Source organism: Nitrobacter vulgaris (assembly GCF_002028545.1).
GTDB classification, from domain to species: domain Bacteria; phylum Pseudomonadota; class Alphaproteobacteria; order Rhizobiales; family Xanthobacteraceae; genus Nitrobacter; species Nitrobacter vulgaris.
Genome location: NZ_MWPQ01000015.1, coordinates 1 through 1,506 on the forward strand (window position 1 = coordinate 1; position 1,506 = coordinate 1,506).

At 59.2% G+C, this 1,506-nt stretch carries 1 protein-coding gene; it reads right to left on the reverse strand.

Features of this window, described 5'->3' with window-relative positions; all coding sequences use genetic code 11:
- Nucleotides 1–71: 71 nt before the first annotated feature.
- A protein-coding gene (locus B2M20_RS04150; protein ID WP_087881102.1) for an IS3 family transposase occupies nucleotides 72–1,423 on the reverse strand; the annotation gives its coding sequence in 2 pieces (ribosomal slippage) (nucleotides 72–1,087 and nucleotides 1,087–1,423; 1,353 coding nt in all).
- Between the last annotated feature and the right edge of the window lie 83 nt (nucleotides 1,424–1,506).

A 1,506-nucleotide genomic window follows, 5' to 3' on the forward strand; every position in this document is an offset into this window, starting at 1 on the left:
TGTCCGTCGTCAGAACATTTGGCGCAGATGGCTGCTTGATTTAGCGGAGTGTCGGCCTCTGGTTGGTGATGTTAAGCGGCGAGCTTGCGGTGTTGCAAGCGCCTGAATTGGATTGTCTGTCGTTTGATCCTTTCGCGTTGTTCGATGATGGCAGAGGCCCTACCGAAGTAGGCGTCGGCCGGCGTGACGTTGCCGAGACTCTCGTGATAGCGGCGATGATTGTAATGTTCGACGAAGGCCTCGATCTGGTGTTCGAGATCACCCGGCAGGAAGTAGTTTTCCAGCAGGATGCGGTTCTTGAGCGTCTGGTGCCAGCGCTCGATCTTGCCCTGGGTCTGCGGGTGAAGCGGCGCTCCGCGAACATGACTCATACCGTTGGCGCCGATCCATTCAGCGAGTTCGGCCGCGATGTAAGACGGCCCGTTGTCGCTGAGCAGCTTTGGCTTGTGCAGCACCCTGGCGCTGTCGCAGCCTGATGCCGTGAGCGCCAGTTCCAGTGTGTCGGTGACATCCTCGGCCCGCATGGTCGTGCACAGCTTCCAGGCGATGATATAGCGGGAGAAGTCGTCGAGCACGGTCGACAGATAGACCCAGCCCCAGCCGATGATCTTGAAGTAAGTGAAGTCGGTCTGCCACATCTCGTTGGGCCGCGTCGTCTTGTCCTTGAACTCGTCGGCAGCCTTGATCACCACGAATGCCGGGCTGGTGATGAGATCGTGGGCCTTGAGCAGGCGATAGACGGTGGCTTCCGAGACGAAGTAGCGCTTCTCGTCGGTGAATCGCACCGCCAATTCGCGCGGCGACAGCTCGGATTGCTCCAGCGCCAATTCGATGATCTGAGCCTGGATATTGTCGCCGATGCGGTTCCAGACCCGGCTCGGCCGGGAAGGACGATCCTCCAACGCTTCGAGCCCGCCTTCAAGGTAGCGGTCATACCAGCGGTAGAAGGTGCGCCGAGCAATGCCGAGCTGATCGAGCGTCTTCTTCGCGGGAACATGCGACTGCTCAATCATTCTGATGATCTCGAGCTTCTCAGATGCGGGGTATCTCATTCGTCGTCGCCCCCATCCGCGATCATGCTTTTTTTGAGCAGACGGTTCTCCAGCGTCAGATCGGCAACCGCCTCTTTCAAGGCACGGGTCTCACGGCGCAGGTCCTGAACTTCACCGGTCGTCGCAGCACGAGCCGTGTCGCCAGCCAGCCGCCGTTTGCCGGCTTCCAGGAATTCCTTCGACCAGGTGTAGTAGAGGCTCTGGGCTATCCCTTCCTTGCGGCACAGCTCGGCGATGCTGTCTTCGCCCCGAAGCCCATCCAGCACGATCCGGATTTTGTCCTCTGATGAAAAGTGCCGCCGCGTCGCACGGCGGATATCTTTGACTACGTGTTCGGCGGAGCGTTTGCCGCCAGTCGACTTCGTGCTCATGTTCGTTCCTTCGTCCGCGACGAGAACCGAACACTCCTTAGATCACACAATCAATTCTGTGCCATAGGCGCTGATCCCGGACA